This is a genomic window from Hydrogenimonas urashimensis, assembly GCF_016593255.1.
Lineage (GTDB): Bacteria > Campylobacterota > Campylobacteria > Campylobacterales > Hydrogenimonadaceae > Hydrogenimonas > Hydrogenimonas urashimensis.
In genome coordinates this window covers 1,136,591-1,161,576 of sequence record NZ_AP023212.1, presented here as the reverse complement: position 1 = coordinate 1,161,576, position 24,986 = coordinate 1,136,591, and the positions used below count along the sequence as shown (strand labels likewise).

The 24,986-nt window shown below is 55.2% G+C and carries 22 protein-coding genes; 14 read left to right on the top strand and 8 right to left on the bottom strand.

Going from position 1 to position 24,986, the window contains the following annotated elements:
• Positions 1 to 14: 14 nt before the first annotated feature.
• Positions 15 to 1,757, top strand: coding sequence for a DUF4382 domain-containing protein (locus tag JMG82_RS05840; protein WP_201351799.1), 1,743 nt, complete (start codon positions 15 to 17; stop codon positions 1,755 to 1,757).
• Here the strand turns inward: JMG82_RS05840 and JMG82_RS05835 are convergent.
• The 4 genes from JMG82_RS05835 to JMG82_RS05820 all read right to left on the bottom strand — a co-directional run bounded on the left by JMG82_RS05835 (position 1,746) and on the right by JMG82_RS05820 (position 5,725).
• Positions 1,746 to 2,543, bottom strand: a complete 798-nt coding sequence (locus JMG82_RS05835; RefSeq protein ID WP_201351798.1) for a 4-(cytidine 5'-diphospho)-2-C-methyl-D-erythritol kinase — start codon at positions 2,541 to 2,543, stop codon at positions 1,746 to 1,748. The two genes, JMG82_RS05840 and JMG82_RS05835, sit on opposite strands and share 12 nt — an antisense overlap.
• Positions 2,540 to 2,773 (bottom strand): carbon storage regulator CsrA, encoded by a 234-nt coding sequence (gene csrA, locus JMG82_RS05830; RefSeq protein WP_201351797.1) that lies wholly within the window; start codon positions 2,771 to 2,773, stop codon positions 2,540 to 2,542. The genes JMG82_RS05835 and csrA overlap by 4 nt, the downstream gene beginning before the upstream one ends.
• On the bottom strand, positions 2,761 to 3,600 hold the full coding sequence (truB, locus tag JMG82_RS05825) for a tRNA pseudouridine(55) synthase TruB (RefSeq protein WP_201351796.1): 840 nt from the start codon (positions 3,598 to 3,600) through the stop codon (positions 2,761 to 2,763). The genes csrA and truB overlap by 13 nt, the downstream gene beginning before the upstream one ends.
• Positions 3,601 to 3,679: 79 nt before the next feature.
• On the bottom strand, positions 3,680 to 5,725 hold the full coding sequence (locus tag JMG82_RS05820) for an ATP-dependent helicase (RefSeq protein WP_201351795.1): 2,046 nt from the start codon (positions 5,723 to 5,725) through the stop codon (positions 3,680 to 3,682).
• Positions 5,726 to 5,962: 237 nt separating this feature from the next.
• Between JMG82_RS05820 and JMG82_RS05815 the strand changes: the two genes are divergently transcribed.
• Positions 5,963 to 6,868, top strand: coding sequence for a LysR family transcriptional regulator (locus JMG82_RS05815; protein ID WP_201351794.1), 906 nt, complete (start codon positions 5,963 to 5,965; stop codon positions 6,866 to 6,868).
• 58 nt (positions 6,869 to 6,926) lie between these two features.
• Here JMG82_RS05815 and JMG82_RS05810 read toward each other — a convergent pair whose 3' ends face one another.
• The 4 genes from JMG82_RS05810 to JMG82_RS05795 form a co-directional block, all read right to left on the bottom strand.
• On the bottom strand, positions 6,927 to 7,367 hold the full coding sequence (locus JMG82_RS05810; RefSeq protein WP_236579103.1) for a hypothetical protein: 441 nt from the start codon (positions 7,365 to 7,367) through the stop codon (positions 6,927 to 6,929).
• A 40-nt stretch (positions 7,368 to 7,407) separates the two neighbouring features.
• Positions 7,408 to 7,980, bottom strand: coding sequence for an aminotransferase class IV family protein (locus JMG82_RS05805; protein WP_201351792.1), 573 nt, complete (start codon positions 7,978 to 7,980; stop codon positions 7,408 to 7,410).
• A 138-nt stretch (positions 7,981 to 8,118) separates the two neighbouring features.
• On the bottom strand, positions 8,119 to 9,039 hold the full coding sequence (cysK, locus tag JMG82_RS05800; protein WP_201351791.1) for a cysteine synthase A: 921 nt from the start codon (positions 9,037 to 9,039) through the stop codon (positions 8,119 to 8,121).
• 142 nt (positions 9,040 to 9,181) lie between these two features.
• Positions 9,182 to 10,411: an apolipoprotein N-acyltransferase gene (locus JMG82_RS05795; protein ID WP_201351790.1), complete on the bottom strand. Its 1,230-nt coding sequence runs from the start codon at positions 10,409 to 10,411 to the stop codon at positions 9,182 to 9,184.
• Between the two features lie 28 nt (positions 10,412 to 10,439).
• On the opposite strand from JMG82_RS05795, the gene yajC reads away from it, so the two are divergent.
• The 12 genes from yajC (at position 10,440) to JMG82_RS05735 (ending at position 24,976) form a co-directional block, all read left to right on the top strand.
• Positions 10,440 to 10,724 (top strand): preprotein translocase subunit YajC, encoded by a 285-nt coding sequence (yajC, locus tag JMG82_RS05790; protein ID WP_201351789.1) that lies wholly within the window; start codon positions 10,440 to 10,442, stop codon positions 10,722 to 10,724.
• Entirely contained in the window at positions 10,714 to 12,291 is a 1,578-nt protein-coding gene (gene secD / locus JMG82_RS05785) for a protein translocase subunit SecD (RefSeq protein ID WP_201351788.1), read from the top strand. The genes yajC and secD overlap by 11 nt, the downstream gene beginning before the upstream one ends.
• A gap of 118 nt (positions 12,292 to 12,409) precedes the next feature.
• Positions 12,410 to 13,381, top strand: coding sequence for a protein translocase subunit SecF (gene secF, locus JMG82_RS05780; RefSeq protein WP_201354103.1), 972 nt, complete (start codon positions 12,410 to 12,412; stop codon positions 13,379 to 13,381).
• Between the two features lie 162 nt (positions 13,382 to 13,543).
• Positions 13,544 to 15,988, top strand: a complete 2,445-nt coding sequence (gene leuS / locus JMG82_RS05775) for a leucine--tRNA ligase (RefSeq protein ID WP_201354101.1) — start codon at positions 13,544 to 13,546, stop codon at positions 15,986 to 15,988.
• Positions 15,988 to 16,557 carry an LPS assembly lipoprotein LptE gene (gene lptE, locus JMG82_RS05770; protein ID WP_201354099.1) on the top strand — a complete coding sequence of 190 codons (570 nt, stop codon included), beginning with the start codon at positions 15,988 to 15,990 and terminating at the stop codon, positions 16,555 to 16,557. The genes leuS and lptE overlap by 1 nt, the downstream gene beginning before the upstream one ends.
• A complete protein-coding gene (locus tag JMG82_RS05765) occupies positions 16,554 to 18,089 on the top strand; it encodes a GGDEF domain-containing protein (RefSeq protein WP_201354097.1) in 1,536 nt (511 codons plus the stop codon). Before lptE ends, JMG82_RS05765 begins: the two co-directional genes overlap by 4 nt.
• Positions 18,089 to 19,246 carry a bifunctional folylpolyglutamate synthase/dihydrofolate synthase gene (locus tag JMG82_RS05760; protein WP_201354089.1) on the top strand — a complete coding sequence of 386 codons (1,158 nt, stop codon included), beginning with the start codon at positions 18,089 to 18,091 and terminating at the stop codon, positions 19,244 to 19,246. Before JMG82_RS05765 ends, JMG82_RS05760 begins: the two co-directional genes overlap by 1 nt.
• Positions 19,247 to 19,248: 2 nt before the next feature.
• The gene (locus JMG82_RS05755) at positions 19,249 to 20,163 is read left to right on the top strand and encodes a M23 family metallopeptidase (protein ID WP_201354087.1); all 915 of its coding nucleotides are present in this window, start codon (positions 19,249 to 19,251) and stop codon (positions 20,161 to 20,163) included.
• Positions 20,085 to 20,411 carry a bactofilin family protein gene (locus JMG82_RS05750; protein ID WP_201354085.1) on the top strand — a complete coding sequence of 109 codons (327 nt, stop codon included), beginning with the start codon at positions 20,085 to 20,087 and terminating at the stop codon, positions 20,409 to 20,411. The genes JMG82_RS05755 and JMG82_RS05750 overlap by 79 nt, the downstream gene beginning before the upstream one ends.
• Entirely contained in the window at positions 20,408 to 23,404 is a 2,997-nt protein-coding gene (mfd, locus tag JMG82_RS05745; protein ID WP_201354083.1) for a transcription-repair coupling factor, read from the top strand. Before JMG82_RS05750 ends, mfd begins: the two co-directional genes overlap by 4 nt.
• A gap of 43 nt (positions 23,405 to 23,447) precedes the next feature.
• Positions 23,448 to 23,843, top strand: a complete 396-nt coding sequence (locus JMG82_RS05740) for a S8 family serine peptidase (RefSeq protein WP_201354081.1) — start codon at positions 23,448 to 23,450, stop codon at positions 23,841 to 23,843.
• A complete protein-coding gene (locus JMG82_RS05735) occupies positions 23,840 to 24,976 on the top strand; it encodes a S8 family peptidase (RefSeq protein ID WP_201354079.1) in 1,137 nt (378 codons plus the stop codon). The genes JMG82_RS05740 and JMG82_RS05735 overlap by 4 nt, the downstream gene beginning before the upstream one ends.
• Positions 24,977 to 24,986 lie beyond the last annotated feature (10 nt).

Sequence of the window (24,986 nt, the reverse complement as noted above, 5' to 3'; positions counted from 1 at the left end):
ACAAGGATGGAATGATGAAACAAACAGCAGCTTTGTTGCTCTCGCTCATAATGGTATTCTTTTTCGCTGCTTGCGGCGGAGGTTCAGGCTCATCGGACGGCGGAAGCGGGACGGGTACACTCTCGTTGAATGTGACGGACGCTCCGGCGTTGCCGGGTATCAAAGCGGTCTACATACAGGTCGTGGGCCTGCGGGTACATAAAAGCGGCAGCGGGTGGATTGAAGTCGAAGATTTCAATGAAACGGAGCCGTTCAACCTGCTCGAGCTGCAAAACGGGAAGTTCAAAGCGCTGGGGGATCTTCTCTTGCCCGCGGGACATTACACGCAGTTGAGATTCATGCTTCGTGAGAATGTGGGCCACGATCACAATCCCGGATGCTACGTGGTATTCGATGACGACTCCAACACATCGATCGATCTGCCAAGCGCAGAGCAATCGGGATACAAAGGGATCGGCGAATTCGACATCAGCGCCGATGCAAAAGTCGAGGTAACCGCCGATTTCAACATACTGAAGGGACTCCACAAAACGGGCAACGGTCGCTGGATACTCAAACCGACGATTCGTTTGGTGGTCAACGAACTCTCTGGAGAGATCAACGGGACCATAGCCAATGTCGCCGACTTTGGCGACCATCTGATGGTCCATGCCTACAGGCATGGAAGCTATTCTTTCCATGAAACGGTTCCGGATGAAAACGGCACCCGATTTTCCAATGCCCTCACGAGTGCGGAAGTGAACATGACAGACGGAGGATTCGTTCTTTCCTGCCTTGCCGAAGGCAAATATGATCTTGCCATTGCCGAATACGATGAAGATGGAAACTATACCGATATTCTGGGAATCCGGGAGGATGTGGAAGTCGAAAAAGGCAAGACAACCACCATTCAAATCGATACCGCGGCCATCTCCCCGAGCGAGGGGACGGGCACCATCTCTTTGCGTCTGAGCGATGCCCCTTTCCTGGGTAGGAATGTCAAAGGTGTCTATATAAAAATCAACGACATACTCTACCATCACAACGGCCGGTGGGTTTCCGCGCCCGACTTCAACGGCACCGAATCGATCAATCTGCTTACACTGCAAAACGGCAAAAGCATCCATCTGTCGGATATCGTACTGCCGGCGGGACATTACACGCAGATCAGGTTCAGGCTCGATCCGACCGAAGGAGACGGAAAGAGCAGACACAACCCCGGTTGCCATATTCTTTTCGACGACAATTCCACGCAGCCCCTCTTTGTGCCAGGGGGCGCGCAAAGCGGCTACAAGGCGGTGGGAGAGTTCAATGTCACCGTCGATTCCAAAGTCGAAGTGACAGCGGATTTCGATGTGCATAAATCGATCGTAAAGGCCGGACACAGCGGCAAATACATTCTAAAGCCGACCATTCGCCTGGTGGTCAACGAACTCTCCGGGGAGATCAATGGTACGGTGAGGGATTGGCAAGATTACAACGCCTCCAAAGATGCCCTGGTCGTCTTCGCCTACAAAGAGAATGGATTCGAAAGCGACGAAACCGAACCCGATGAAAATGGAACACGCTTCGTTCATGCCGTGGGTGCAGGCGATGTGAACATGACGAGCGGAACCTACACTGTCGCCTATCTTGCGGAAGGCACGTACGACCTGGCTGTCGCGGAGTATATCGACGGTAGCTACAGCCGGCTCCTCGGCCTTCGTGAGGGAGTGCCCGTCAGAAAAAACGGTGTGAGCACTGTCGATCTCAACACCTCTTCGCTATCACTGCCCTGATTGAACTCTTCTGCTGGACGGTTGCTCGGGCAGATGGAAAAAGGTACTGCCGCTGCCGCTGAAAAAACGGTTCGGCGTGGCGAATCGGTGAAGGCGGGGATAGACGGTCAGCGCCGCTTTGTAGAGATCGTTGGCCTCGACGGGATCGAGTGTTTTAAGCAGCTCATCGCTTTTCATATCTTTCCACGATGCCGCCGCCTCCCGGTCGGCTTCCTGGATGAAGTGTTCGCGAAAAGCCCTGTAAACCAGTCCGGTATCGCAGTGCAGAGGAGGCGTGAGGAGCTGAAGTTTCGGGACATCCTCTTCGAACGGTTCGATGCGTTCACCGACTCCTTCCACATTGGCGCTGGCGTAGCCATGGACGAAGAAGGGGACATCCGCGCCGATCTTCTCCCCGATACGGGCCAGGTTCTCTTTGGACAGATGCAGACCGTACAGTTCGTTGCAGGCGTTCAGGAACGCTGCCGCATCGGAGCTGCCGCCTCCCAGCCCCGCGCCCTGCGGGATTCTTTTTTCAAGAATCACCTTGTGGGTTTCGAAAAACTTTTCGATGCCGGGCGCTGCTTCTTTGAGAAGTTCGTAGGCGCGTGTCAGCGTATTGATCCGAGGGAGCGGTACGGAGGAGATGAGTTCGAAGCCCGGGGCGGGAGATTTCTTTCTTGAAAAGGTGAGGGAGTCAAAGAGCGAATCGACGCGCACGAACCGGGAGCGCAGCTCATGATACGGCCCCCTAACACCGGTGATTTTGAGAAATATGTTGACTTTGGCGTAGGCTTTGAACGTCATGGCTTCAGGAGTTTCGCTTTCAGGTCGGCCAGCGCTTCTTTGTCCGTTTCGCCGACCGCTTTTCTGTTTTCCGTTTTGACGGCCTGTACGAGCTCTTCTCTTAGAATCGTCACATTGCCGGGCGCTTCGATGCCGAGGCGCACACTGTTTCTGTCCGTCGAGACGATTTTGATGACGATATCATCACCTATCCGGATCGCTTCATCCTGTTTGCGGGTCAGTACGAGCATAGTTTCACCTTGTTGAGCAGGTAGTTGACTTTACCGCTCTTTTCTATCTCTATAATAGCAAAATATTGGTCAAAAACAACGCTGTAGCGGCCGGGGGCGTTCGTTTCGAAAGAGTCCGCGCGAAGTTTTTTCCCGAGGGTCAAGTCATCGGGATTTCCGAGATACCTGTTCTGTGGGGGATCGAGGTATTCCAGCGGGTTGAGGGCTTTTTCCTGCTGGAAACGAAAGTGCCCTTCGCGCAGTCGCTCCAGGTGGCTCAGGGCGCCTCGGCATGCCAGTTTTTCCGCGATGGCCTCTCCCAGCGAACGGATGTAGGTGCCTTCGCTCACGTCGGCTTCAAAGGTCACGAAGGGGTGGCGGTAGTGCAGCAGCCGTATATCGAGGATTTCGGAAGTGATGATTGGCAGCACCACCTCTTTGTCGTTGCGTGCCAGGTCGTAAGCGCGTACGCCTGCGACCTTTTTGGCGCTGAATCGGGGCGGGGTGTAGGTAAAATTCCCCTTGAACGAGAGGAGGGTGTCGCGTATCCTCTCTTTGGTAAAAGGTGCCACCTCTTCGATCTCTTTGATGCCTTCGATGTCGAGAGTCTCGCTGAGTGCGCCCAGCCAGAGGGTCGCCCGGTAGGTTTTGGGACTCTTTTTCAGAAATCGGAAGAGTTTGGTATACTGCCCGAAGGCGATGATGAGCACGCCGCAGGCGAAAGGGTCCAGCGTGCCCGAAAAGCCCGCTTTTTTGACACCGTAACGGCGTTTGATGGAGGAGAGAAAGGCGTTCGATCCCACGAACATCGGCTTACGAGCGACAAAAAGTCGGTTAGAACATTTCATCGATTAGTTTCCAAAAAAGAGATCTCAAAAGGGCAACAAAGCCTATTCCAACGACCGACGACTAACGACCAACGACCGTTCAAACCTTCTCCACGAAAGAGGAGAGGATGTCCCGCCGGTTGCCCCCGAAATTGATCTTGAGTTTGTAGTCCCGTCCGGCGCGGCTCACCTCCAGCACGCGGCCGATACCGAAGAGTTTGTGCTTGACCAGGTCCCCTTTTTTGTAACCGGTGCTCTTTTCGATGGAGAGTGCCCCTTTGAGCAGGCCCGCTTCAGTCAGGAAACGGCTCTTTTCCAGGTGCTTCCGGCGACCTTTGTGGAAGCGGCTCTGCACCGTCGAGAGAGTCAGGGTCTCCTTGGCGCGGGTCATGGCCACGTACCCAAGCCTTCGCTCCTCCTCCATGTCGCATCCGTCGCCCAGCAGCGGGAAGAACTCCTCCTCCATCCCGATGACGAAGAGGTGGGTGAACTCCAGTCCTTTGGAGGCGTGGACGCTCATGATGGAGATCTGCTCTCCTTTGATCTGGTCCTGGTCGCTCTGGAGCGAAATTTCGTTCAGGAAGGCATCGAGCGTCATGTCTGGATTTTTTTTGACCATGTCGCGGAAAAGGCCGTAGAATTCGTCGAGGTTCAATACCCGCTCCATCCCGTCGGGCAGTGCGGCGTAATACTCTTTGAGGCCGATCGTTTTGTCGAACTGGTCGATGAACTCCATGATCGAGTGCTCCAGCGTCTCCTGCAGAATCTCCAGGTCGTTGATGAAACGGTTGATGGCGGCGTAAGCCTTTTTGCTGAGCAGTTTGGAAAGCTCTGTTTTGGGCGTTTCGCTGAGGAATTGGTACAACGAGAGATGCTTCTCGTAGGCCGCTTTTTCGATCTTGTCGATTGTCGCCTTGCCGATGCCCCGCTTGGGGCGGTTGATGACCCGTTTGAAGCTGAAGTCGTCGTGGCTGTTGGCGATGATGCGCAGGTAGCTGATGGCGTCCTTGATCTCGGCCCGTTCGTAGAAGCGGACACCGCCGACGAGCTGGTAGGCGATGCCGGCGCGGCCCAGCCCCTCTTCCAGCGAGCGGGAGAGGGCGTTGATGCGGTAGAGCACGGCGATTTCTCCCGGGGGCACGCCGCTGTCGATCAGCTGTTTGATCGCCCGGGCGATCTTGTCGGACTCTTCGTTTTCATCACTGCTTTGAAAGAGTTCGACCGGTTTGCCTTTCCCTTTGGTGCTGATGAGGGTTTTGCCGAGGCGGCTGCGGTTGTGCTGGATAAGCAGGTTGGCGGCCGTGAGGATCTCTTCGGTCGATCGGTAGTTGTTTTCGAGTTTGATGACCCTGGTCTTTTCGAACATATTCGAAAATTCGAGGATGTTGCGTATGTTCGCCCCGCGCCAGCCGTAGATGCTCTGGTCGTCGTCACCTACGACACAGAGGTTGGTATGGGTGTCGCAGAGCTTTTTGAGCAGCTGCAGCTGAAGCTCGTTGGTGTCCTGGTACTCGTCGACCATGATGTATCGGTAGCGTTCGCTCACACTTTTTCTGAGCATCTCGTCCGTTTCGAGCAGTTCGTGGGTCAGCATCAGAAGATCGTCGAAATCGACCAGGTTGTTTTCGGTGATATACTCCTGATAGGTCTTGTAGATGGCGGCGATCTTCTTGTACTGGGGGTGTTCCGCCTGGGCGATCGCCTGGTCGGGCTTGATCAAGGAGTTTTTGTACCGGGAGATTTCGCTGGCGACCAGGGGGGTAGGCAGCTCTTTGTCGATCTGTTTGATGATTCGCTTCTTGTCGTCGGTGTCGATGACGACGAAATCGTTCTTTCTTCCCAGTTTTTCGATATGGAATTTGAGAAAGAGCAGACCGAATTTGTGAAAGGTGCAAAGAAGCGGCGGGTAGACGGGGTTTTCGATCATCGAAAGGGCGCGCTCGCGCATCTCGCGGGCCGCTTTGTTGGTGAAGGTGAGCGTCAGCGTGTTGGCGGGATCGATGCCCAGTGACAATAGATAGGCCAGCCGCGTTGTGATGGTTTTGGTTTTTCCGCTGCCGGCACCGGCGAGAATGAGCATCGGCCCGTCGATATGTTGCGCCGCCTGCCGTTGAGCTTCGTTGAGTTGATCGAGTATTCTGTCCATGTTTTCTTCTGTCTGCTTTATAAAGTGTATTTAGTATAGCAAAAATATATTTAACCCCTCATGATTTTCTTTACGGGCCGTGCAACATCGGTTAAAAAGCGGTGGAAAGGAGGGCCAGGGACCGGGATGGCCGCCGACCGCCGGCATATCAAACGATTATTTCAAAGATAACTAAATATTATTGCTTTTGGAAATATAATTTGATAGAATAACAAATAAAAATATTAAGGAATTGTTATGTTGAAAGATTTCGCGAAATGGGAGACCTTCCTGACGGTCATACGCGAACACAGCTTCTCCAAAGCCTCGGCGAAGCTGGGAATTTCACAGCCGGCGGTGACTCAGCAGATCAAATTCATCGAAAAATATCTCGACTGCAAGGTGATCGAGCGGAAAAAAAACGGGGTGATACTGACGAAAGAGGGAGAGGACCTCTACCGTATCGCGTTGCGCCTTGAAAAGTGCATCAACAATGCCGAGCGCGATCTCATCAAGATCATCAACAAGGAGATCACGTTCCGCATCGGCGCGTCGTTCACGATCGGCAACTTCATCATTCCCGGAAAATGTCTCAACAACATCAAGCAGGTGATCCACAATGATGTCCAGATCAAAGTGGAGCTCTCCGAACAGGTGATCGACGACATTTTGAACAAGCAGATCGATCTGGGGCTCATCGAATCACCGATATTCAAAGAGGACGTGATCTATCGCGAATGGCTGGAGGATGAACTGGTGATCTTCAGCAACCGGCCACTTCCCAAGACGCTCAAGCCCGAAGATCTGAACAACTACCGCTGGATCTGCCGTGACGAGGCTTCCCATACGCGAAAAATGGTCAAGGAAGTTTTCGAGGATCTCGGCATCGAGTGCAAAAATCTCAATGTGCTCTATGAGGTCGACAGCTCCGCGACACTCAAAGCCGCGATACTCAAGGCGGAAAAAGATGAAAGCCAGCCTCCGATCGTCTCTTTCATCTCCCATGTGGCGATCTCCGACGAGGTGGAAAACGGACAGCTTTTCGAAGCGAAACTGCGTGGTCACCGCATTAAAAGAAAACTCTACATCGCATACTCCAAAGAGCGCAAGCACGACGCTTTTATCGAGAATGTCGTCAGCTATCTGCAGCAGCACAAATGCTGAGTTTTCGGAAAGTCAAAAATTCCCAAAAGAGATGCCGGGCCGTTTGACGGCCTTCTTTCTATTTTTTCAGAAACTTTTTGTTTTCCGGATTGTTGAGAAACGTCTCGAGCGAACTCTTGATGCCCGATTCTTCCTTCTCTTTTCGGTAGTCGAGCATGGGATGGGCCATGTTGATCAGCAGAGGTGTCTCTTCGACGACTATCTGCAAAATGGCCAGAAGGGGCATGCTGACTACGCTGCCGAAGTTCTGGGGTCCGAATCCCGCTTCGAAAAAGAGGGTATGATCTTCCATCTGGAAACTTTCGAAGGTATATCCCGCGATCATGAAGAGCGTGACATCCTGCAGGACCTTGGCGAGTTCATCAGGAAGCGGCGGATCGAAGGTGACATGTTCGAGATTGCACAGGATTCCGAAGGGCTGATCGTTGTTGAGCATGTAAAGAATCATCTCCCTTATGTGCGTTTCCATCATCTCCTGGAACTCTCTTTTTTTGATCATATCGATAAGCATGGCGGTATCACTTTGAATAGAATAGATGTCAGACTATTTTACCATGTTTGACCGGCTGGAAACCGATCATCGCATTGAGCAGGGCGAACCCTTCGAAGGAGGAAAGCTCATCGAGCCGAATCTCCCGGGGTATCAGAAAGCCGCTTCGCAGAAGTCTCTCCCGGGTTGTCCCTTTCAGCAGAGGGTTTTTTGGCGTGTACCAATGCCTATCTTTCAAAAAGGCGATATTGGCAACCGAGGTGTCGGTGACCATTCCTTCGCGGATGATGAGTATGTCGTCGGCCTCCCCGCGCCGCGCAAAAAGATCCTCTATCGCTTCCCGGTCGCTGAATTTGTGGGCGTAGTCGATTCGGGCTTCGATGGCTTTGAGCGTACTGACGGGCCGGGGCCGGTAGGGTTCGTAGGTGACCTCTGCAAGCCTCTGTGCATAGAGAACACGGCACTTTAGAACCCCTTTTCCCGAAGGCGGCCGCACCACTTTGCCCAGATCGATCGGTTCATACTCTTCAAAGAGGGCCGCCTGACTTCTCTCAAGGCGCATCTGATGGAGAGAGAGATGCTGGATGGCGCCGTTATGGATGCAAATGGTTTCAAAAAGCATGGACAACCTCCGGGTTGCTGATGATTGGGTAGTGGATATTAACGGAACCGACGAAACACCCTGATGGCGAAGGATTCCGGAAACATCGGTCTGTGTTCTTGCCGTGTCTAGGAAAAATCGCTTCCTCCTTAGCTTTTTTCATTCGAAAAGTTCGGTGCTGAGGTAACGCTCCCCCGTGTCACAGAGAATGGTGACGACGATTTTCCCTCTGTTTTCGGGGCGTGCCGCCACCTGCATGGCGGCATGGACATTGGCGCCGGAGGAGATGCCCACGAGAAGCCCTTCCTCTTTGGCGATTCGGCGGCTTGTCGCGAACGCCTCCTCGTTGCCCACCTCGATCACCTCTTCGTAGACCGACCTGTCGAGAATTTTGGGAATGAATCCGGCACCGATGCCCTGAATTTTGTGGGGGCCGGGCGCACCGCCGGCAAGTACCGGAGAGGCTTCGGGTTCCACGGCGTAGATTTTGATATCGGGAATTCTCGCTTTGAGAACCTCTCCGGTGCCCGTGATCGTACCGCCCGTTCCGACGGCCGCGACGAAAATATCCACGTTGCCCTCGGTGTTGCGGATGATTTCGAGTGCGGTGGTATGGCGGTGGGCATCGGGATTGTCCGGATTTTCGAACTGCTGAAGAATGATCGCGTTGTCGAGTTCTTTTTGAAGCGCTTCTGCCCTGGCGATCGCCCCTTTCATTCCCTCGGCCGCCGGTGTCAGTTCGAGCTGCGCTCCCAGGGCCTTGAGCAGTTTTCTGCGTTCCAGGCTCATCGATTCGGGCATCGTTAGAATCAGACGCAGCCCTTTGGAGGCGCAGATGCTGGCGAGTGCGATGCCGGTATTGCCGCTGGTTGGTTCGATGATGGTGCTGTCTTTGTCGATGAGGCCCCGTTCCAGCGCCCGCTGGATCATGTTTTTCCCGATCCGGTCCTTGACCGAACCGCCGGGATTCATGAATTCGCATTTTCCCAGAATCGTACATCCCGTTTCACGGCTTGCGAATCCCAGTTTTACGAGAGGGGTGTTTCCTATCAGTTCGGAAACGTCGTTGGCGATATGCATGGTGATTCTCCTTCCGGTTTTAGCCCAGTATAACATAAGAAAAATAAATAAAAAGTTGATTGTGCGAATAGCTTCGGACGGGGAGTTCGCGATGGATGGGAAAAAGTCCATGAGGATCTTCGAGGAGACCGGGCTACTGTCGCTATTGGGGAACGATCACATCCGTGATCGGTCCGTTTGTGGCATGGAAAATGATGGTCTTGTGGCGGTTGGCCTGCAGTTGAAGCAGAAGGCGCTGGAGAGTCGGTTCGGTGGAGGGGATGAACCATGCATTGTTGCTGAGGGCGACCATGTAACGCGGATCTTCTTCGTAGAGCCGCTCGCAGGTCGCTTCATAGCAGATGGCGTTGCGCCATTTTCTGCCCAGCATTTCGAAATCGCTCGGTCGGGATGCGGTGCGGTAGTCGCTGGCTCCGTCGAAAAAGAGATCGTTGATCCAGTGGCCTATCCATTTGGGAAGGGGAACCGCTTCCCCGAAGGGGACGAGCACCACCTTGTGCATAACCCGCAGTTTTTCTTTTCGAAAGAGATAGGTGGAGTTGTAGGCGTTTCCTTTTTCGTAGTAAAGAGCGCCCGTGACGATCGTGATGCGTCGGCTCATCTTCAGAAGCTTCCGGATCAGATCGATGTCGAGATTCAGGTAAAGCGGAAAGGCGCTCTCAGGCAGTATGACCGCCCTTTTGCCCTGTTCGACCGCCAGATCGATGGCGTGGAGGTTGAGTTCGACGATGGCGTTGCGATAACGCGGCTTCCACTTGTTCCCCTGATCGATGTTTGTCCGTGTCAGCTGGATCTGCCGTTTCAGTGCGGAAGCCTCCGAATGGAGATCCTCAGCCGGCGGCCGATGCAGGGCGAGAGGAATCAGCAAAAGCGCCGCATACCGGCCCGGATGACGGAAGGAGAGGAAGAGGGCGAGCGCGGCAAGAACGGTCCAGAGCTGCCAGAGGCTGTCTCCCAGAACCGAGCCTGTAAAAAGCAGCGCCGGGCGGAACCAGTCGAAGCCGAAGGGGTGGAGAAACTCGATCAGCCCCACTCCCGCGGCACGCATGAGCGGATGGCGCAGAAGCGACAGAAGCCAGAAGACGATGCCGTAGACGCCTCCGATGGAGAGAACGATCAGCGGAATCATCCACCCCAAATCGTAGTAGCGGAAACTCATGCCGATCCACCAGAACCAGAAAATGCCGGTGAAAAAGCCGCTCCATGCCATTGCGGGCACCGGGATGCGGAGCCAGGCAAAAAGAGCGGCCATTCCCAAAAAGGCCTGCAGCCAGGGCGCATGAAGGCCCAAATGTGACATGTAGATGAAGGCGGAGGCACTGATAGCCGAAAAAAAGCCTAAACTTATGGTTGGAGTGGTAAAATATTGCATCAAATTTTTCATGACAAAGGATAATCGTATGAATGATGCTTCGCAAGGTGGCATTCTGGCTTCATTGTTTCCGCTTCTGATTCTGTTCGCAATTTTCTATTTTCTGGTGATTCGTCCGCAGCAGAAGCAGGCGAAACAGCACAAAGAGATGATTGCATCGCTGAAAAAAGGTGACAGGATCGTGACCAGCGGCGGGTTGATCGCCGAAGTGGTCAAACCTGAGGAGGATTTTATCAAAGTGAAGCTTAACGACGAAACGATCGTCAAACTCGTACCCGATTATGTAGCGAGAAAGTTCGAGGATGAAGCTTAATTACCGCGTTTTGGTCTTCATCGCCGCGGCGATTTTCGGTCTGGCCCTCTCGGCCCCGTCTCTATTGAGTCTTGCAAAAGGGCCAAAGATCACTCTCGGACTCGATCTGCAGGGAGGGCTGCACATGCTTTTGGGGGTCGATACCGCCGAGGCGATCCGATCGAAGATCAAGTCTCTGGCCTCTTCGATCAAGTACGCGGCCGAGGATGAGGATCTGATCATTGACGAATTCAAGGTACGCGACGGAAAGATCTCTTTCGAGCTTCTCGACAAAGACGACATTCCGAAGATGGATGAGATTTTGAAAAAGATCGAAGGGATCGCCATAGGAAAAGAGGGGATGAAATATACGATCTCCCTGACACCCGAAGAGGTGGCGTCGGTCAAAAAGTACGCCATTACCCAGGCAGTCGACACGATCCGGAATCGGCTCGATCAGTTTGGTTTGGCGGAGCCGACGGTGGCCAAGCAGGGCGCCGACAAAATTCTCGTGGAGGTGCCGGGTATCAAAACGCCCGAACAGGAGCAGCGTATTCGTGAGCTCATCGCCAAGGCGGCCCACCTGCAGCTGATGGCGATCGACGAGGAGCGGGCGGCTCGGGTCGATCAGATGACGCCGGCCGAAGCGGCCAAATACGGGGATGTCATTCTGCCCGATGCCCAGAATCCGGACCGGAAGTATCTGGTCAAGGAGATTCCCATTCTCGACGGATCGATGCTGACCGACGCGCGGGTGGCTTTCGACCGCAACAACCAGCCGGTTATCAACTTCTCCCTCAATTCCCAGGGTGCGCAGATTTTCGGAGACTTTACCGGCAAGAATGTGGGCAAACGGCTCGCGGTCGTGCTCGACAACAAAGTCTACAGTGCGCCAGTCATCCGTGAGCGCATCGGCGGCGGCAGCGGCCAGATTAGCGGCGGTTTCAGCGTCAAGGAGGCCCACGACGTGGCCATCGCCCTTCGCTCCGGTGCCCTGTTGGCGCCGGTCTTCATGGAAGAGAAACGCAGCGTGGGACCCAGCCTGGGTGCCGACAGCATCAAAGCTTCGATGATCGCCCTCATCACCGGCTTCCTTGCGGTCGTGCTCTTCATGGTTCTTTACTATGGTATCGCCGGTGTCATCGCCGATGTGGCACTGGTGGTCAACCTTTTCCTTATCCTGGCAGTTATGGCACTCTTCGGTGCGACGCTGACGCTGCCGGGTATGGCCGGTATCGTCCTGACCGTCGGTATGGCGGTGGATGCCAACGTCATCATCAACGAACGGATCCGCGAGTTGCTGTATGAAGGCAAAAGCGTTGCCAAGGCGATCGAACAGGGATACGCCAACGCTTTCAGCGCTATTCTTGATGCCAACATCACGACACTGATCGCGGCCGTCGTGCTCTACGCCTACGGAACGGGCCCCATCAAGGGATTCGCCATCACGATGAGTATCGGTATTCTGGCGTCGATGCTTACGGCGATTCTGGGAACCCACGGTATCTGGCAGATGGTGGAACAGAAGATAGAGAAGGGAGGTCTGAACAAATGGTTCGGCATCAAAGTGGCGGGAGGAAATGCATGATAGAAATTTATAAGCGCGGTTTGGCTGCGCGTGGGCCCGCTGCCGAAGCGAACTCAGCGTTAGCGAAGGTTGACGAACTTGGTTCGGCGACCGTGTCCCGACGCAAGGAGGGATTTTAATGGAATTATTCAGATATAAAAAACCGATCCCGCTGATGGCGAAGGCGAAAATATTCTTCGCCGTTTCGATCATCGCCGTCCTGGCCTCCTGGGCGCTCATCGCTTTCAAGGGGTTCAACTACGGCATCGACTTCGCCGGCGGTACGCTGGTGCAGGTCAAATACGAAGGCAAAGTCCCTCTGCAGAAAGTGCGTGAAGCGGTGAAAGCTTCCAAAACCTTCGAAGGGGCTTCGGTCAACTATTTCGGCAGCGAGGACGAAATCGTTATCAAGGTGCGTACGAGCTCGAAAAAACTTGGGACCGACATTGGGGATGAAGCGCGCAAACTGCTGGAGGGAACCGGAACGTTCGAAATTCGACGGGTCGATATGGTGGGCCCGAAAGTGGGCAGCGAACTGCGCGAGAAGGGACTCATGGCGCTGGTGCTGGCGATTGCCGGCATCCTGCTTTACGTCAGCTTCCGTTTCGAGTGGCGTTTCGCCGTGGCGTCGGTCATGGCGCTGGTGCACGACATCTCCATCGCGATGGGGGCACTGGTGCTTTTCAACGTGGAGGTCAACCTGGACATTCTGGCGGCACTGCTGACGATTCTTGGCTACTCGCTCAACGACACGATCATCGTCTTCGACCGCATCCGCGAAGGTCTGACGACTGTCAGGAGTTCAAAACTGGCCGATGTCATCGACGAGTCGGTCACCCGCACCCTCTCGCGTACGACCCTGACCTCGCTGACCACCTTCTTCGTGGTCCTGACCCTTTTTGCCATGGGCGGCGAAATCATCCACGGCTTCAGCTTTACGCTGCTGGTGGGCATCGTCGTCGGTACCTACAGCTCCATCTTCATCGCCTCCCCGCTGTTGATGATGATGGGCTTTGACGTGGAAAAATATCGCCAGAAACTGGCCGAGAAGAAGAAGCGCGAACAGGAGAAAGAGAAACTTCGCGCCATGTACGAACAGGGAACGGTTTAAAAAACGGGCTTTTGCCCGTTTTTTGAGTTAAAAGTTAAAAACTAAAAGTGAAAAGTTGTGGAGGGTCGCTTCGCTCCCTTTTATTAAAAAAATGGTCCGCGATAGCGGTTCACAACTACTTTTCACTCTTCACTTTTCACCATTCACTAAAAAAGGTGGTCGATGAAATACAATCCTTCCGAAATCGAGAAGAAGTGGCAACGATACTGGGACGAGCATGAAAGTTTCGAGCCAGAAAGCGGCAAAGAGAAACCCAAGAAGTATGTGCTGAGTATGTTTCCCTACCCCAGCGGACGGATCCACATGGGGCATGTGCGCAACTACGCCATAGGCGACGCCATCGCCCGCTACTGGCGCAAGAAGGGGCACAATGTGCTGCATCCCATCGGGTGGGACGCTTTCGGGATGCCGGCGGAAAATGCCGCCATCAAGCACAAGGTACACCCGAAAAAGTGGACCTACGAAAATATCAATTATATGCGCAAAGAGCTCGCTTCCCTGGGGCTCAGCTTCTCCAAAGAGCGGGAATTCGCCACCTGCGACCCCCTCTATACCAAATACGAACAGGCGTTCTTCATCGATCTGTGGGAGAAGGGGCTCATCTACCGCAAAAAGGGGTATCTCAACTGGTGCCCCCACGATCAGACGGTACTGGCCAACGAGCAGGTGGTGGATGGCTGCTGCTGGCGGTGCGATACGCCGATCGTGCAGAAAGAGATGTACCAGTACTACATCAAAATCACCGACTATGCCGACGAGCTGCTGGAAGATCTGAAAAAGCTCGAAGGTGGATGGCCGCCGCAGGTCATCGCGATGCAGCGCAACTGGATCGGCAAGAGTACGGGGCTGGAGTTCGCCTTCCAACTGGATGAGGAGAGCGCTAAAAAGACGGGTATCGAGAGCTTCGAAGTCTTCACGACCCGTCCCGACACGATCTGTGGCGTCACCTACGCCGCCGTGGCGCCTGAGCATCCGCTGGTGGAAGCGCTGCTGAAAAAAGGGTTGCTGGACGATGCGGCGAAAGCGAAAATCGAAGCGATGCGGCGGATGCCGGTCCGTGAGCGCAACATGGCCGAAAAAGAGGGGGTGCCGCTGGGGATTTTCGCCCTCCATCCCGTCACCAAAGAGAGAGTACCGGTCTGGACCGCCAATTTCGTTTTGATGGAGTACGGCAGCGGGGCGGTGATGGCGGTGCCGGCCCATGACAGCAGGGATTACGATTTTGCTAAAAAGTACGACCTGAGCGTCAAATACGTGGTCTTCCCCAAAGAGGGGGAACTCCCCGAAAACGCCGCTTACACCGAAGAGGGCGTGGTCAAAGGGTGCGGGGAGTTCGACGGCCTCTTCGGCCAGGCGGCCCGGGATGCCATCATCGCCTGGTTCGAGAAGGAGGGCCTCGGGAAAAAAGTGGTCAACTTCCGTCTCAAAGACTGGGGGGTCAGCCGCCAGCGCTACTGGGGGGCGCCCATTCCGATGATCCACTGCCCCCGATGCGGCGTGGTGCCGGAAGCGAAAGAGCATCTTCCGGTTACATTGCCCGACGACGTGGAGATTACCGGGGAGGGCAACCCGCTGGACCACCATCCCACATGGAAGCACACAAAGTGCCCACGATGCGGAAGCGACGCTTTGCGCGAGACCGATACGCTCGACACCTTCATTCAGAGCAGCTGGTATTTCCTGCGTTACACGACGCCGCGCAAATTATGGGAAGAGGTGCCTTTCAGCAAAGAGGATGTGGAGTACTGGATGCCGGTGGACCAGTATATCGGTGGGATCGAACACGCCATTTTGCACCTGCTCTACGCCCGCTTTTTCACCAAGGCGCTGCGGGATCTGGGGTACGTGAAGATCGACGAGCCTTTTTCGAGACTGCTGACCCAGGGCATGGTGCTCAAAGACGGGGCGAAGATGAGCAAATCCAAAGGCAACGTCGTCGACCCCGACGAGTTGGTGGCCCGATACGGCGCCGACACGGCGCGCCTTTTCATCCTCTTCGCCGCGCCGCCGACCCAGGAGCTGGAGTGGAACGACAGCGCCGTCGAAGGGGCCCACCGGTTCCTGCGCAAACTCTACGACCGGGCGCTGAAAACCGAACCCTGCGACGCACTGCCGGCCATCGATCACCAAGTCTTGGAAAAGAGCGAAAAAGAGGCGAGACGCAAAGTCTACGAAGCCCTCAAACGCGCCGAAGAGGTCTATGCCGAGCGCTTTACGTTCAACACCCTTATCGCCGCCTGCATGGAAGCGATCAACGCCCTGGACAAGCAAGAAAACCCGCTGCTTTGGCAGGAGGGGATGTGGATTCTGCTCAACCTCTTGGAGCCCATCGTGCCCCATATCGCCTGGGAACTGAGCGACCGTCTTTTCAAACGGAACAATTTTGGCTTGCTACAGATGAAGGAAGAGGTGTTCGAAGTCGACGCCATCCCCATGGCCGTCTCCATCAACGGCAAACCCAGAGCCCAGATCGAAGTGGCGCCCGACGCCGACAAGGAGATGATTATCGCCACCGCCAAAGCCGCCGTGCCCAAATGGCTGGAGGGCAAAACCGTCGTCAAGGAGATCGTGGTGCCGAACAAACTGGTGAATCTGGTCGTCAAATAATGAAACAAGTCGTTGGTCGTTGGTCGTCGGTCGCCAGAAAGTGGAAACGGCCATCACTGCGTATCTTTTTTCTCTCACTGTTCACCATCCACTATTCACTGTTCACTCTCATCGGTTGCGGCTACAAACCGACGACGGCTTTCACGCAAAAGGTATTCACCGACAAGATCTATACGGAAATCGAGGTCTATCTCAGAGATCCTGAAAACGCCGTTCTTGTCAAGGACGCTTTGAACGAAGCGATCGTCAGCCGCTTCGGTGCAGCTGTCGCCGACAAAGAGAGTGCGACGACGAGGCTGCACGTCAAATTCAACAGTGTCTCCTTCACACCGATTCAGTACGATGTCAACGGCTACGCCATCTACTATCGTGCGAAAGTTTCATTGAATATCCGTTATACTTCTTCAAAAAAACACGGCACCGAGACAGTTTCGGGATTTTACGATTTCCCTATCCAGCCCCGTGCGATCATTTCGGATGCCCTCCGTTTTCAGGCGATCAAAGAGGGGTCGGGCAAAGCACTCGATGCGTTTGTTTCGCGCATTACGCTGCGAGGAGGTAGACTATGACCGTTCAGGAGATCATCAAAGAGTCGCTGCGGGAGATCAAATCGCGCGGATTGCAACTTACACCGGAAGTTTATGGCGACATTTTCTGCAAACACGCCAAAAAAGCCAATGTCATATTGGAGGAGTGCCAGAAGCTCGATAAATTTCTCAAACGGCTCTCGCCGGAGCTTCAAAAGAGTGTCAAAAGCCGTCATGTCTCAAGTGTCGATCAGCTGATCCAGTATCTCGGATCGGAGGTGATGCGTGCCGGTTCTTCCAAAAGCTCGGAGATCATCCAGGCGTATGTCCTTCTAATCAAGCGGCTGCTGCAGGCCGTTTCGATGCTTCACAACAGGAAAGCCGCGGAGATGGCGGCCCGGGACGGCAAAAAGATCGCGGCCTATCTGACGAAGAGTGAAATCGACGAAATCCGCGACCACTGGAACCGCTTCGTCATGGAGTATGACGACAGCTTCTTGAAAAAGATCTCCCCCTACTGCGCGACCGAAACCGATGATCTCGAGACAATGGTCAACGGATTGGCGGAGTGCCTGAAATCCTACAGCGGAGGCGGAGGCGATTTTACGATCGTCGCGCAGATACTCGTCGCGGCCCTTGCCCCCTCCATCGCCTCGGGCATGAACGACGAGATCGCGACGATCAGTGCCCAGATCCGCTCCAACCCCGAACTTCTCACTTCGCAGGCGATGATCGAGGATGTCCGCTACATCATCAAAAAGCGGATCGAGCTCGACAAGAAAGCGGTGACGACGCAGATGAGCGAAATCGATTCGATCATCGAACATATCAACATGGCGCTGGTGAGAGTGATCGACTGCGGAGAGAACAACTACGACGCCATCTGCAAAATCCAGGGAGAGCTCGGCGACGTCAATCTAAAAAGCGATTCGTTCGAAGTGATCCACACCAAACTACGCTCCATCGCGACGTCGCTCGAGACGGAGACGCGGGTACTGGGCGACGAGATGAAAAAGAGCAGGGAAGAGATCGCCGAACTGCGTCAAAAGGTGCGAATACTTGAAGAGGCGCTGCGGAAAGAGCGGAAAAAATCGGGAACCGATACCCTGACGAAACTGCCGAACCGCCGGGCCATCGACGATTTCATCAAAAAACAGGAGGCGACATTCAAGCGCTACGGGGACAACTACGCCGTCGTCCTTTTCGACATCGACCACTTCAAAGCGGTCAACGACAATTACGGGCACGATGCGGGCGACGTGGTGCTGGCCTCTTTCGGTAAGATGCTGCGCCGCTACAGCCGGGAGGTCGATTTCGTCGGACGGTGGGGTGGCGAGGAGTTTCTCGTGGTCCTGCCCAAGACCGGCCGCGAGGGAGCCATGCGCTTCGCTGAAAAACTGCGAGATGTGGTCTCCAGGAGCAAATTCATGTACAAGGGCGAGCGCATCCCGATCACGATCAGCGGCGGCGTCGCCGACAGGGTCTCCAATGCAAGCATGGAAGAGATGCTCAAACGGGCCGATGAGAATCTCTACCAGGCCAAAGAGGGCGGTCGCAACAAAATCGCAGCCTGATGGAACAGAATCTTTCCGATTTTCTCGCGACGAAACCTCTCTACTACGACCGGATCGATCTGGCACGCATGCCCGGCGCCTTCAGGGAGGTCGAGTCCCATCTGCGGCTCGGAACCGTCGTGCATCTGGTAGGAACCAACGCGAAAGGGAGCACGGGCCGGATGTTGGCGACGATGCTGCGGCAAAAAGGGGCGCACGTCGGCCACTACAGCTCTCCCCATATTGTGAAATTCAACGAGCGTATCTGGATCGACGGGAAAGATGCGGACGATGCGACACTGCAGCGCGCTCACCGGAAACTGATGAAATGGCTCGCCCCGGAAAGAGCCGAAACGCTGAGCTACTTCGAGTATACCACTCTGCTGGCTCTTGTCGCCTTTGAATCGCTGGAGTTTATCGTTCTTGAAGCGGGACTCGGCGGGGAGTTCGACGCCACAAGCGTGGTTCCGAACTCGCTGACGGTGGTGACGCCGGTAGGCATCGACCATCAGGCCTTTCTCGGAGAGACGATCGAAGAGATCGCCGCCACGAAGATCCGAAGCGTTCAAAAGCGGCTTCTTCTGGCCCCTCAGACCGATCCGCTCGTCTGCAGAGTCGCGGAAGAGATCGCTTCCAAAAAAGGGGTGGCGCTTTTTCGTGCCCGAACGCTTTGTAACGCGACCTGCCGCCACGAGATCAAGAAAGTGGCCAAAAAGTGCGGATGGCCCGACTTTTACCGTGAAAACGCGATGACGGCCGCCGCCGCATACACCCTGCTAACAAGAGATCCGGTTCCCTGGGAGGCGCTGGCGGCGGTGCGTATGAGGGGACGGTTCGAACGGATTGCCCCCAATGTCGTGCTCGATGTGGGGCACAACCTGCTCGGTGCCCGGCGTGTCGCCGAAGCCCTTGACGGGAAGAAGGTGGTTTTGGTATACAATGCCCTGAGCGACAAAGATGCCGAAGCGATACTGAAGACTCTAAAGCCTGTCGTCAAACGTCTGGAGATCATCGCTATCGAAAGCGATCGCGCCATGGCGCCTGAGAAGCTCGCCGAAGCCGCGTCACATGCCGGTCTTGATGTTAGCAGATTCCGGGGTGTGACACCCACGGAGAATTATCTGGTATTCGGGTCGTTCCTCGTGGCCGAGGCATTCTTGAAAAGATTTGAAGTCTAAGCGTGAAAAACAGATTCCTTGTCACGATCACCGATACGAAGACGTTCCGGCAGTACACGCTCAAACAGATCGTCAAAGGGATCGGACTGGCGGTGATCGGGGGTCTTGTCGTAACGGGGGCGGCGACATGGTTCTATCTCGAGTGGCTCGAAGACGCGTACGACGAAGCGAAACTCCGCCAGAAGGTCCTTGAAAGGCAGATCGGGACGCTGGAACACAATATTTCGACGCTCAATCGGCACATCGAGGTGCGTCAGCGCGAGCTCGATCGTCTCGGAGACCGGCTCAGCGACCTGGAGGTTCTGGTCGGTCAAAAGCCGGATACGAACTTTTCGACATCGACCCGGCTCGAAAACGTCACGCTCTCGGCCGCCCAGATCGCCCTGCTCTTTTCGATAGTACCCAACGGGGAGCCCCTGCCGATGGAGGGTGTGACAAGCGCTTTCGGATGGCGCAGGCATCCGATACGAAAGAGCCGTGAGTTTCATCCCGGCATCGATCTGCGGGCGAAACGGGGCAATCCGGTCTGGACGACGGCAGACGGGGTGGTCGAATATTCGGGATACCACAAGCGAAGCGGCTACGGCAATCTCGTCATCGTCGATCACGGTTTCGGTTTCAAGACCTATTACGGGCATCTGAAAACAAGGAGTGTCCACAAAGGAGACACACTCGTCAAGGGAGACCTCATCGGACTGAGCGGCAATACGGGGCTCAGCACGGCGCCCCATCTGCATTACGAAATACGTTTTTTGACACGGCCCGTCAACCCGTACTGGTTTATCCGATGGAAAAAAGAGAGATACCGCTCCATCTTCAGGAAAGTGAAACAGGTACCATGGGAATCTTTCATCGCACTGGTGAGTCATATGGCCGCACAGGCCCTACCACCGTCATCGCACCAGCAACGACCGTAACAGGAGATATCCGCAGCGCCGGAGGGGTCCATGTCGATGGCGAGGTGCTGGGAAATGTCGAAGCCAAAAGCTATGTCATCGTCGCCAAAGGGGCCGTGATTCACGGTGAAGTGCACGCGGCGGAGGTCTATCTGGGCGGCACCGTTATCGGCGACATCTGGGCTCTTGAGGTGGATCAGAGTGATACCGGCGTCTGTCGCGGCAGCATCGAAGCGTTCAAAATCAACAAGGATACGGCAACCCAATGATCGAAGCGAATCTCTACGACTATTTTCAAAAGCGGAAGATCCCCGACATCCTGCTCGTCGAGGATGACAAAGAGGCGCAGAGTGCCGCCACGGTAGCGAAACTCCACGGCATCACCGCGAGGGTGCTTCCCGATTTCAGAGCCGCCTGGGGCGAAGATCTTCGCAGCTGGCAGGAGGAGCTTTTCGCGCTGAACGATGCGCTGAAACGCTACTATGCGGAAATCGGGAATCGGAAATCAAGAACAGGGAGCGGGGTGTTGCTGATCGCGCCGTTTCATACGCTTCTTTATCCTCTGCCCAAACCGGAGCTTCTGCAAACCTTTTTTGTCGAATTCGGCGAAGATATCGATCTAAAGAGTCTCAAGGAGAGACTCTACGCCTGGGGATACACCTTCGTCGACGTCGTTGAGGCGAAGGGGGAGGTTTCCATGCGGGGCGATATCATCGATATCTTCAGCCCGGGCAGTGAAAAGCCGTGGCGTATCAGCCTTTTCGATACGGAGGTCGAGAGCATCCGTACCTTCGAGGTGGAGACCCAGAAATCCGACAAGAACGAGGAGATCGAGAGAATCGAGATCGAACCGGCGCTTTTTTCGCTTCAGAAAGCGGCCTTCGAGGCGCTGCAGAAACGGTGCGAAGAGAGCGAAAGCGATGTCTTCGTCAAGGATGTCTCCTCCCTGGGGCTCTGGTATCTGGAGGATCTGGCACAGGATCTGGCATCGGGCAGAAGAATCGTTGCGGCGAAGGATCTCTCCGGCGAGGTGGCCTTTGCCTACGAACACGCACTCAACGCCCTGCCTAGGGAGCGTTTCGATGTGCCCGTCGTTCCCGAAACGACACGTATCAAGGCGATCGAGCCGATCAATGTCGATCTTCTGACCGACAACTATCCCGATCGCAAACTGGTTATCGTCGCCGCCAACGAAGCGCTGGTGCGTCGAAGCCCCATCAAAGAGATCGCCAAAGCCACCGTCGTCAAAGACGAGGGGATCGTCAATCTGCTGACACCCGACAAAATCATCGTCTCCCTCAACAAACCTTTCAGAAAACGGGCCGTCAAACGGCCCACGATACTGCTGGACGACCTGAAACCGGGCGATTACGTGGTGCACGAAAACTACGGTGTCGGCATCTTCAAGGGGATCGAACCCCACCAGGTGCTTGGCGCCGTGCGGGATTTCGTCCATATCCAGTACCAAAACGACGATACGCTGCTGCTGCCGGTCGAAAACCTCGACATGATCGACCGCTATATCGCCGAGGGGGGCACCCTGCCGGTGCTCGACCGCCTGGGCAAAGGGGGATTCGGCAAGCTCAAGGCGAAAGTCAAGGAGCGCCTCTTTGCCATCGCCGGCGAGATCGTCAGCATGTCGGCGAAACGGATGCTGATCAAAGGGGCGGTGATACGGACCGATTTCCCGGAGCTGGCCCGGTTCAGGGCATCGGCGGGATTCGAGTACACCCCCGACCAGGTGACGGCGGTGGAGGAGATTTTCGCCGACCTCTCCAGCGGGCGGGTGATGGACAGGCTGCTCAGCGGCGACGTGGGATTCGGCAAGACCGAGGTGGCGATGAACGCCATTTTGGCTGTGGCGAAATCGGGGTACCAGAGCGTCTTCGTCGTGCCGACAACCCTCCTGAGCGCCCAGCACTACAAAAGCGTCAAAGCGCGACTGGAGCCTTTTGGGGTGCGCATCGACAAACTCGACCGTTTCACGACAGCCAAGCACAAACGGCAGATTCTCGAAGGTCTCGAAAAAGGCGAACTCGACCTGGTGATCGGCACCCACGCTTTGCTTGGGGCGAAATTCGCCGACCTGGGACTGGTGATTATCGACGAGGAGCACAAATTCGGCGTCAAGCAGAAAGAGGCCCTCAAAAAGATGAGCGCCGATGTGCACGTGCTCTCCATGAGCGCCACACCGATTCCCCGCAGCCTCAACATGGCGCTATCCAAAATCAAGGGATACAGCGAACTGCGCACCCCGCCGACGGAGCGCAAAGGGGTGCGCACCTTCGTCAAGAGTTTCGACGAAACGGTGGTGAAGGAGGCGGTGATGCGCGAGCTGCGCCGGGGCGGGCAGATCTTCTATGTTTACAACTCCATCGCCGGCATCGAGAGCAAGAAGGCGGAAATTCTGGAGATTCTGCCGAAGCTTCGCATCCTGATACTCCACTCGAAGATCACGGCGGCCCAGACCGAGAAGGAGATGCTCCGCTTCGAGGCGGGCGAATACGACCTGCTGCTTTCGACCTCCATCATCGAGTCGGGCATCCACCTGCCCAAGGTCAACACAATGATCGTCGACGGAGCCGACCGCTTCGGCATGGCCGACCTGCACCAGCTGCGCGGGCGCGTAGGACGGGGCAAAGTGGAGGGGTACTGCTATTTTCTGGTGGAGAACAAGGAGGCTTTGAGCGAGCAGGCGAAACGGCGGCTCATAGCTTTGGAATCCAACAGCTTCCTGGGCAGCGGGGCGGTACTGGCCTACCACGACCTGGAGATTCGCGGCGGCGGCAACCTGATCGGCGAGAGCCAGAGCGGCCACATCAAGCAGATCGGATACGCTCTCTATCTGAAGATGCTCGAAGACGCCATCCGTACATTAACTCACGAAGCGATGCCCAAGCGCCAAAGTGTGGAGGTCAAACTCTCGATCACCGCCTATATCTCCGACGAACTCGTTCCACACGATCGCGTGCGTCTGGAGCTTTACCGAAGGCTCAGCGGATGCAGCGAGCCGCACGACGTTATCGAGATCGAGAGCGAAATCGAGGACCGTTTCGGCAAACCCGACCTGCCGACGCGGCAGTTTCTCGACCTGGTTACCATCAAAGTCCTGGCGGCTCAAAAGGGTGTCGAACGGATCAGCAACTACAACGAAAACATCACGATACAGTATAATGACGAAAAAAAAGAGTATCTCAAGGCACGCAGCCGGGACGACGACGATCTGATCGCCACGGTGCTGGAATCGTTGAGGAAACAGTGAAAATGCCGATATAAAAACAAATATCATCCAAGAAAAGTCTGCTATGATCAAAAAAACTCTCCTGTTTTCTCTGTGTGCCGTTTTTGCGGTCGGCGGAGAATATTTCTATATCCATAAAGGAAAGCGGGTCGAACTGACGCCCCTGCCCGACGGATCGGTCCGTTTGCGCGGCAGCGCTGCGCCTCTTGCGTTCAAAACGGCGAAGGGTACCGAGATCCTGATACCGAACCGTCTGGTCGTCAAAATCGCGCCGGAGGCCTCGATCGATGCGATTTTGGCAAACACGGATGTGCAAATACTTCGAAAGTACCGCGACGGCCTTTATCTTTTGAAGACCCGTTCGCCCAAAGCGGCCCTGGATGTGGCCAACGCACTCTCTTTGAACCCTTCTGTCATCTACGCCCAGCCGGATATCATGCAGCGATGGAGACTACGATGAAACGGATCGCTCTTTTGGCGCCGGTCTTCTCGCTTCTTCTGCTTTTGGACGGATGCGGCGGGGGCGGCTCTTCCTACAGTTCCGATCCGTCGAACGATCATCCGATCGTGATGCCTCCGCCCCCTACGCTCTCTTACGACGAAAACCCCCTCTACCCGCAGCAGTGGTATTTTCACTACGATGCCTCTTTCTACCAGAAACTGAACGCCTCCTATGGCATCAATCCCGACCCCGATGCACACATTCATCCGCTGCCGACACAGAAATACACGGGCAAAGGCGTGAAGGTCGCCATCATCGACGATGCACTCGATGTGGATCACGAAGATCTTTTCGGCGCGGTCAAAAAAACCTACAATGTCGAAACGCATAGCAGCGATGTGCGCCCATTCTACGATACCCAGAACCACGGCACCGAGGTGACGGGTGTCATAGGCGCCAGAAGCAACACGCTGGGGCTCAGCGGCATCGCACCGGATGCCGAAATCTATTTTATCAAGCTCCCATTCGGTGCGAACATCAGTGCGTCGCAGATCTACGAAGCTTTCGAGAAGGCGAAAGAGTGGGGTGTGGATGTGGTCAACTGCAGCTGGGGAAGCGGGGACGTGCCCCAACTGGTCGAAGAGGCCATCGTCGACCTGGCGAAAAACGGACGAAACGGGAAAGGCACCGTCATCGTCTTTGCCGCCGGCAACGAAGATGAACCGATCGGCAACGACGAGGCTTCCATTCCGGAAGTACTGGCGGTGGGTGCGACGAATATCAACAACCTTCGAACAACCTACAGCAACTACGGTCCCGAACTCGACCTGATGGCTCCGGGCGGGGAACATATCGGGATCACGACACTCGATCAGATGGATGATGCCGGCATGGCCACATTGCGCGCGAACTATCTTCTCTACAACGATGAAAACGCTTTTGGCGGAACGTCGGCCGCTGCACCGATCGTCACAGCCGTCGTCGCGCTGATGCTGGAAGCAAATCCCGATCTGACGCGGGAAGAGATCATGGCCATTCTGGAAGAGAGTGCGGACAAGATCGGCGAAAAATCTTACGGAAACGACGGCAGAAACGATTATTACGGATATGGAAAAATCAATGTCGAACATGCATTCGATATCCTTCCCTAGGAGAAAACCG